The sequence below is a fragment of the Luteibacter sp. NPDC104163 genome (genome assembly GCF_055584245.1).
In genome coordinates, this window is record NZ_JBVJMK010000006.1 from 267,407 (window position 1) to 274,950 (window position 7,544).

The window sequence follows — 7,544 nt, forward strand, 5'->3', positions numbered from 1 at the left end:
TGCGTTCATCCGTTCACTGCGCACGTTGTTGAAGCGCGGCTCTCGCAGCCGCGCGCGGGAGGCCAGGTCGCCTGAACCAGGGCGCGAGGCATTCCCATGGAAGTCATCCCCGCCAAAAAACTGACCGACGTCTCCGACGACACCCCGGTGCCGGCCTATGTGCAGGCGCTGGAAGATCGCGTGGGCGCGTACCTGCCGAAAGAGCAGGTCATGCGCATCCGCCGCGCCTTCCTGGTTGGCGCGCTGGCGCACGACGGGCAGACACGCAAATCCGGTGAGCCGTACATCACCCACCCGGTCGCGGTGGCGCAGGTGCTCGCGGAGCTTGGCCTCGATGCCGAGACGATCATCGCGGCGATCCTGCACGACACGCTCGAAGACACGCACCTCAGCCGCGAGGAACTCGCCGGCGCGTTCGGCGAAACCGTCGCCGAGCTGGTCGATGGTGTCACCAAGCTCGACAAGATGCGCTTCTCCACCCGCGCCGAAGCGGATGCGGAGAGCTTCCGCAAGATGCTGCTCGCGATGGCGCGCGACCTGCGCGTCATCCTGATCAAGCTCTCCGATCGCCTGCACAACATGCGCACGCTCGGGGCGAAGGACGCCGCGTCCCGCCGCCGCATCGCGCGTGAAACGCTGGAGATCTACGCCCCGATCGCACAGCGGCTGGGCATGAACAAGTTCAAGGCCGAGCTGCAGGATCTTGGCTTCAAGGCCCTGTATCCCGACCGCCACCGCATCATCGGCGAGCGCATCCGCGCCGCGTTGGGCAACCGTCGCGAGGCCATGGCGAAGATCGAGATGGCCCTGGAAGGCCGCCTCGCCGCCGACAAGATCCCTGGCCGCGCGGTCAGCCGGATCAAGAGCCCGTGGAGCATCTATTCGAAGATGCGCAACGAGCACAAATCGTTTGCGCAGCTCATGGATGTGTACGGGTTCCGCGTGGTGACGGATACCGCCATGCATTGCTACATGGCGCTCGGCGCGGTCCACGGCCTGTACAAGCCGGTCGATGCGCGCTTCAAGGATTTCATCGCCATTCCCAAGGGCAATGGCTACCAGTCGCTGCATACCGTGCTGCTCGGGCCGTTCGGCGCACCCATCGAGATCCAGATCCGCACGTCGGAGATGGAATCCGTGGCGGAACGCGGCGTGGCGGCGCACTGGGCGTACAAGACCGATTCGGGCCCGGCCAACAACGCGCAGCTGCGTGCGCGCGAGTGGATTTCCGCGCTGGCGGACAGCCAGGCCAGCACGCCGTCGGCCGCCGAGTTCCTGGAAAACGTCAAGATCGACCTGTTCCCGGACGAGGTGTACCTGTTTACCCCGCGTGGCGCGATCTTCTCGCTGCCGCGTAACGCCACCGCGCTCGATTTCGCCTACGCCGTGCATACCGACGTGGGCGACCATGCGGTCGCCGCGCGCGTTGACAAGAAGCTGGTGCCGCTGCGCACCCGTCTCATCTCGGGCCAGGTGGTCGAGATCATCACCGCGCCTTCCGCCGTGCCGAACCCGGCGTGGCTGGAAGCGGTGGTCACCGGCAAGGCGCGCACTGCGATCCGCCAGTACCTGAAGCACCTGCAGCACGAGGATGCGGTCGACTTCGGCCACCGCATGCTCGACCGCGCGCTGGATGCCCGCGGGCTCAGCCTCGACGCGATCCCGCCGGCGGTGCTCGATCGTTTCCTCGACGAAGCCAAGTTCAAGCGCCTCGAGGAACTGCTGTCCGAGATCGCGCTGGGCAATCGCTTCGCCGACCAGGTGGCCAGCCAGCTGGTCCACGCCATGGGCCCGCGCGAATCGCAGCCGCAGGCGGCCGCCGAGCACGCCGTCGAGAAGATCCGCATCAGCGGTGCCGAGCGTGGCGTGCTCAGCTTCGGCAACTGCTGCCATCCGTTGCCGGGCGACGAGATCGTCGGCTTCCTCTCTTCCGGCAAGGGTATCGTCGTGCACCGGGTGGAATGCCCGAACGTGGCCGAGTTCCGCAAGACGCCGGAACGCATCGTGGCGATCGAATGGGATCGCGATGTCACCGGCGATTACCGCGCCGAGCTGCGTATCGAAGTGCTCAACCGCCCGGGCGTCCTCGCCACGGTGGCGGCCGCCATCGCCGATGCCGGGTCGAACATCGAGAACGTGGAATACATCGAGCGTGACAGCACGGCAGCCACGCTGCTGTTCGCGATCGAGGTGAAGGGCCGCAAGCACCTCGCCGACGTCATGCGCCGCGTCCGCCGCACCGGCGTCGTCAGCGGCGTGTACCGCCACCCGCTCTAAAGGTGTGGGAGCGGGGGGGGGGGGGGGGGGGGGGCCGCCCCCCCCCCCCCCCCGCCCCCCCCCCCCCCCCCACGGCGGATCCCCCCATCCACAAGAAAGCCCCTCACGGTTTAGACTGGGTGTCTTATTCCGGAGGATCGCCCATGACCCGCAGCATCATCGCCACCGACAAGGCGCCGGCCGCCATTGGCCCGTATTCGCAGGCCGTGCGCGCCGGTAACACCGTGTACTTCTCCGGGCAGATCCCGCTCGATCCGGCCACCGGCAACCTCGTGGAAGGCGATATCACCGCGCAGACCCGCCGCGTGTTCGACAACCTGGTCGCCGTGGCCGAAGCCGCGGGCGGCAAGCTGGCGGATATCGTCCGCGTCGGCATCTACGTGACCGACCTCGGCAACTTCGCCGCGGTGAACGCGGTGATGGCCGAGTACTTCCAGCAGCCGTACCCGGCGCGTTCCACCATCGAGGTCTCGGGCCTGCCGAAGGGCGCCCACGTCGAGGTCGACGCGATCCTCGTCCTGCCGTAACCGCAAGGGCACCGCCATTCCCGTGGCCCGCAGCACCAGCACGCCACCCGCCGCGCCCAGCGTGGCGGATCCGGGTCGCGCGCCCCTGACGACGCTCGGTGGCGTGGGGCCGGCGCTTGCCGAGACGCTCGGCAAGCTCGGCCTGCGCGAGGTGCAGGACCTTTGGTTCCACCTGCCGCTGCGTTACGAAGACCGCACCACCGTGGTGTCCATCGGCGACCTCCGCCCGGGCATGCACGTGCAGGTGGAGGGCAGCGTCGATTTCGTCGAGCGCAGCTTCCGCGGCCGCATGCAGCTGAAGGTGATCATCAGCGACGACTCCGGCCGCGCGCTGCTGCTGCGCTTCTTCCACTTCCGCAAATCGCAGATGGATCAGTTGCAGAAGGGCACGCGCCTGCTCTGCTTCGGCGAGGTGCGCCAGGGCCCGCAAGGCCTGGAGATGGTGCACCCGCAATACCAGCGGATCGAAAGCGACGAGGCGGTCGTCGTCGACGAGCGCCTCACGCCGGTCTATCCGACCACGGAAGGCCTTGGCCCGCGAAGGCTCGCCAGCGTCATCGCGAAGGCGCTGTTCCACCTGCCGGGCGATGACCGGCTCGAACTGATTCCCGCCGAGGTAGGCCGCCCGCTCGGCCTCACCTCGTTGCGCGATGCGCTGCTGTACGTGCACCGGCCGCCGCCGGATGTCGACCTGCGCCAGCTGGAAGAGGGCGGCCATCCCGCGCAGAAGCGCCTCGCCTTCGAAGAACTGCTCACCCAGCATCTCACGCTGCGCCGCATGCGCGCGGCGGTGAAGAAGCGCAAGGCGCCGGCGTTGAAGAGCGCGGGCAGCTTGCGTGAGCGCATGCTCGAAGCATTGCCGTTCGCGCTGACGAAAGCGCAGGCGCGCGTCGCCGGTGAAGTTGGTCGCGACCTCGCCCGTGCGCATCCGATGCTGCGTCTCGTGCAGGGCGATGTAGGCAGCGGCAAGACCGTGGTCGCTGCGCTGGCTGCGCTCACTGCGGTCGAAGCCGGTTATCAGGTGGCGCTCGTCGCACCGACCGAACTGCTTGCCGAGCAGCACCTGCGCAACTTCCGTGCGTGGCTGGAGCCGCTGGGCCTGCATGTCGAATGGCTTGCCGGCAAGGTGCAGGGCAGGGCGCGCAAGGCGACGCTCGCCCATGCCGCGGAAGGCACGGCGCACGTCGTCGTGGGCACGCACGCGCTCATGCAGGAAGGCGTCGTGTTCCACAAGCTCGGCCTCGTCATCGTCGACGAGCAGCACCGCTTCGGCGTGCACCAGCGGCTGGCGCTGCGTGACAAGGGCGCCAGCGGCGAACTCATCCCGCACCAGCTCGTGCTCACGGCCACGCCGATCCCGCGTACCCTCGCGATGAGCGCGTATGCGGATCTCGATGTGTCGTCGATCGACGAACTTCCGCCCGGGCGCACGCCGGTGCAGACCGTCGCCATTTCCAACGAACGCCGCTACGACGTCATGGAACGCATCCACGGCGCGTGCATGGAAGGCCGGCAGGTATATTGGGTCTGCACGCTGATTGAAGAAAACGAGCAGATGAATGCGCAGGCCGCCGAGGTGGCGCACGCCGAACTCGTGGCGGGCCTCCCCGACCTCAACATCGGGCTGATCCATGGCCGCATGAAGCCGAAGGAAAAGCAGGCGGTGATGGATGCCTTCAAGGCCGGCGAGATCGCCGTGCTGGTCGCCACCACCGTCATCGAGGTCGGCGTGGACGTGCCCAATGCGAGCCTCATGGTGATCGAGAACAGCGAGCGACTTGGCCTGGCCCAGCTGCACCAGCTGCGTGGACGCGTCGGCCGCGGTTCCATCGCCTCCACCTGCGTGCTGCTCTACCAGACGCCGCTATCGCGCCTCGCGAAGGAGCGCCTGCAGGTGATGCGCGAGACCAACGATGGTTTCCGCATCGCGGAGAAAGACCTCGAGCTACGCGGCCCCGGCGAAGTGCTGGGCACGCGGCAGACCGGACAACTACAGTTCCGCATCGCCGACCTCACCCGCGATGCGCACCTCATGCCGGATGTCCAGCGCGTCGCGGAAGCGATGATGCGCGACCACGCCGCGCGATGTGAGCAGCTCATCGCGCGCTGGGTAGGCGACGCCGCGCGCTACGTCGATGCCTGACCTGTGGGAGCGCGCTTGCGCGCGATGGGTGCTCGCCGCCAGCCCCATCGCGCGCGAGCGCGCTCCCACAAGGGCAAGCGCTTTTGTCAGCCCGCCAGGCCCAGGTGCCTGCGCACTTCCGCGGCGATCCGTTCGGTTTCGCGGAGGATGGGCTGGGTGGGTGGCGTGCTGGCCTCGATGTCGTGGAGGCGGCGGGTGGCGCGCAGTTCCGCGTGGAAGCGTTCGAGCTTCGCGGGTAGCGGTGCGCTCACCAGCGTGTGCACCGGCCGCCCCGTGGCGCAGGCTTCGGAAAGCATGTTCACCGAGTCGGGCGTAACCACCAGGCGGTCGGCCCAGCCGAGCACGCCGGGGTAGGGGTTCGGATCGCCATCGTCGGGCGCCCACAGGAAACCGGGGATGTCGTGGAACGCGGCACGGACCATCGGCAGCAGCGCGCCCGGCGTGCGCCGCGAGGCCACGGCCATTACCGAGCCGCCCTCACGCGCCACGCGCTGCTTCACGGCTTCCAGTAGCGCGGCGAGTCCGGCGGTATCCGGCGCACCCCCATGCCGCGGGCCGCCAAGCAGGAGGCCGATCCTTGGGCCCGGCAGGTCACCGAAGGCGGCGAAGGCCTCGCGCGCGTCCGCCAGCCACGTGTCATCCACCGGATTCAGCGAGCCCACGGGGGTCAGCACGTTCGCGCCGTGCAGCCCATCGTGTTTCGGGGCGACGACGAGGTCCCAGTGCCGCGGCGCGATGCGCGGGTCGAGCACCTGCACGGCGAGGGTGCGGCCACCCGACCACGCACGCACCTGCCGGGTCGCCCAGGCGGCGGCGCGGCCGCAGCCGATCACCAGGGTCGGCCAGGGCGGCTCCAGGCTTTCCGCGCGGCGCGATAGCGCCATGCGCCCGCCGGGCAGGAGTCGCGGCGCGGCCCATGCCCACGGCGTGCGCAGCTCCACGACGAGCTCGCGGATCGACGGGGTCAGCGCCTCGGCGAGCGCGAGCGCCTGCCGACGGTTGCCGGCGGCGCCGTCCGTGATCACCCAGCATGAACCACGGGGCAGCATCGCGGCACTCACCGCGACCCCTCGTACCGGATTGTTGTCGAATTCGACACAGTTCGTTCCTGCCAGATGGGTCCACGAGGCAGGCCGCGACCCTTACACTGTTGGCCTTGCCGGTTAGACCGGCGCCCGTTCACTGTACAAGGAATCCCATGAGCGCTCCGCTTTCCGATGCCACGCTTGACCAGTTGTTCCGCCACGCCCGCACCTTCAACGCCTGGCAGGACAAGGACGTGACGGATGGGCAGCTCAAGGAACTGTACGACCTGATGAAGATGGGCCCGACCTCGGCGAACTCGTCGCCGGTCCGCGTCATCTTCATCAAGTCGCAGGATGCCAAGGCGCGCCTGAAGCCGTTCCTGTCGGAGAACAATGCTGAGAAGACGATGCAGGCGCCGGTCACCGCGATCATCGCCACCGACTTCGCCTTCTACGACCACCTGCCGAAGCTGTTCCCGCATGCCCCGGCGCGCGACTGGTTCGTCGGCAACGACGCGCTCATCGAAGCCACGGCGTTCCGCAACAGCACCCTCCAGGGTGGTTACCTGATCATGGCCGCCCGCTCGCTCGGCCTCGATTGCGGCCCGATGTCCGGTTATGACCAGGCCGGCCTCGATGCCGAGTTCTTCCCGGGCACCCACGTGAAGTCGAACTTCCTCGTGAACATCGGCTACGGCGATCCCGACAAGAACCTGTTCGGCCGCCTGCCGCGCTTCGATTTCGACGAAGTGGCCCAGATCCTCTGATCGTTTCCCGCGGTGACCTCGTGGTCCCGCTGTCCACTGGCAGTACCCACCCCACTGCAGGAGTTCTACCGATGCGCGCTCTCCGTTACGTTGCCCTCGCGGGCCTGCTCGCCGCCGCCGGCGCCGCCAACGCTGCCCCGGTTACCTACAAGCTCGACCCGGGCCACACCATGGTCCTGTTCAGCTGGAACCACTTCGGCTTCTCGAACCCGTCGGCCAACCTGGGCCAGGTCGATGGCACGCTCGTCTATGACGAAGCCAAGCCGGCCGATTCCACCGTCGAAGCGACCCTGCCGCTCGCCGGCCTGGACACCTTCGTGCCTAAGCTCGATGAGCACCTGAAGTCCGCCGACTTCCTGGATGCCGCCAAGTACCCGAACGTCACCTTCAAGAGCACCAAGGTCACCGCGGCGGGCAAGGGCAAGCTGAAGGTCACCGGCGACCTGACCGTGCACGGCGTGACCAAGCCGGTCACCCTGGACGTCACCCTGAACAAGGTCGGCCCGCACCCGATGATGAAGGTACAGACGGTTGGCTTCGACGCCACCGCCACCATCAAGCGCTCGGACTTCGGCGTCGGCGCCTATGTCCCGAACGTCTCGGACGAGATCAAGATCCGCATCACCACCGAAGCCCACGACGCCTCGGCCGCCAAATAAGGCGAAAGGCCCTGTGGGAGCGGGGGGGGGGGCGCGGGGGGGGGGGGGGGGCCCCCCACCCGCCCCCCCCCCCCCCCCCAAAATAAAAAACGGCGGGGGTATCCTTGGGGGGGCGCGCCCCGCCCGCCCCCCCACCCCCCACCCCC

Annotated in this window: 6 protein-coding genes; 5 read left to right on the forward strand and 1 reads right to left on the reverse strand. The window is 68.3% G+C overall.

The window, feature by feature from the left end; all coding sequences use genetic code 11:
- Window positions 1-96 precede the first annotated feature (96 nt).
- The 3 genes from ACZ6YI_RS10245 (at window position 97) to recG (ending at window position 4,947) form a co-directional block, all read left to right on the forward strand.
- Complete coding sequence (locus ACZ6YI_RS10245; protein WP_465778543.1) at window positions 97-2,277, forward strand: RelA/SpoT family protein; 2,181 nt, start codon at window positions 97-99, stop codon at window positions 2,275-2,277.
- Window positions 2,278-2,420: 143 nt separating this feature from the next.
- Entirely contained in the window at window positions 2,421-2,804 is a 384-nt protein-coding gene (locus ACZ6YI_RS10250; protein ID WP_440330340.1) for a RidA family protein, read from the forward strand.
- A gap of 22 nt (window positions 2,805-2,826) precedes the next feature.
- Window positions 2,827-4,947, forward strand: a complete 2,121-nt coding sequence (gene recG / locus ACZ6YI_RS10255) for an ATP-dependent DNA helicase RecG (protein WP_465778544.1) — start codon at window positions 2,827-2,829, stop codon at window positions 4,945-4,947.
- Between the two features lie 86 nt (window positions 4,948-5,033).
- Here the strand turns inward: recG and ACZ6YI_RS10260 are convergent, their stop codons facing one another.
- Window positions 5,034-5,996, reverse strand: coding sequence for a mitochondrial fission ELM1 family protein (locus tag ACZ6YI_RS10260; RefSeq protein WP_465778553.1), 963 nt, complete (start codon window positions 5,994-5,996; stop codon window positions 5,034-5,036).
- A 149-nt stretch (window positions 5,997-6,145) separates the two neighbouring features.
- Here ACZ6YI_RS10260 and ACZ6YI_RS10265 point away from each other — a divergent pair, with 149 nt between their 5' ends.
- Complete coding sequence (locus ACZ6YI_RS10265) at window positions 6,146-6,739, forward strand: malonic semialdehyde reductase (RefSeq protein WP_465778545.1); 594 nt, start codon at window positions 6,146-6,148, stop codon at window positions 6,737-6,739.
- Window positions 6,740-6,810: 71 nt separating this feature from the next.
- Window positions 6,811-7,398 (forward strand): YceI family protein, encoded by a 588-nt coding sequence (locus ACZ6YI_RS10270; RefSeq protein ID WP_465778546.1) that lies wholly within the window; start codon window positions 6,811-6,813, stop codon window positions 7,396-7,398.
- The last annotated feature ends 146 nt before the right edge of the window (window positions 7,399-7,544 follow it).

Bases quoted from the DNA above. Each gene is read 5' to 3' on its own strand.
- ACZ6YI_RS10260 (WP_465778553.1), bottom strand. From the start codon at position 5,996: ATGCTGCCCCGTGGTTCATGCTGGGTGATCACGGACGGCGCCGCCGGC.
- ACZ6YI_RS10250 (WP_440330340.1), top strand. From the start codon at position 2,421: ATGACCCGCAGCATCATCGCCACCGACAAGGCGCCGGCCGCCATTGGC.
- ACZ6YI_RS10245 (WP_465778543.1), top strand. From the start codon at position 97: ATGGAAGTCATCCCCGCCAAAAAACTGACCGACGTCTCCGACGACACC.
- ACZ6YI_RS10270 (WP_465778546.1), top strand. From the start codon at position 6,811: ATGCGCGCTCTCCGTTACGTTGCCCTCGCGGGCCTGCTCGCCGCCGCC.
- ACZ6YI_RS10265 (WP_465778545.1), top strand. From the start codon at position 6,146: ATGAGCGCTCCGCTTTCCGATGCCACGCTTGACCAGTTGTTCCGCCAC.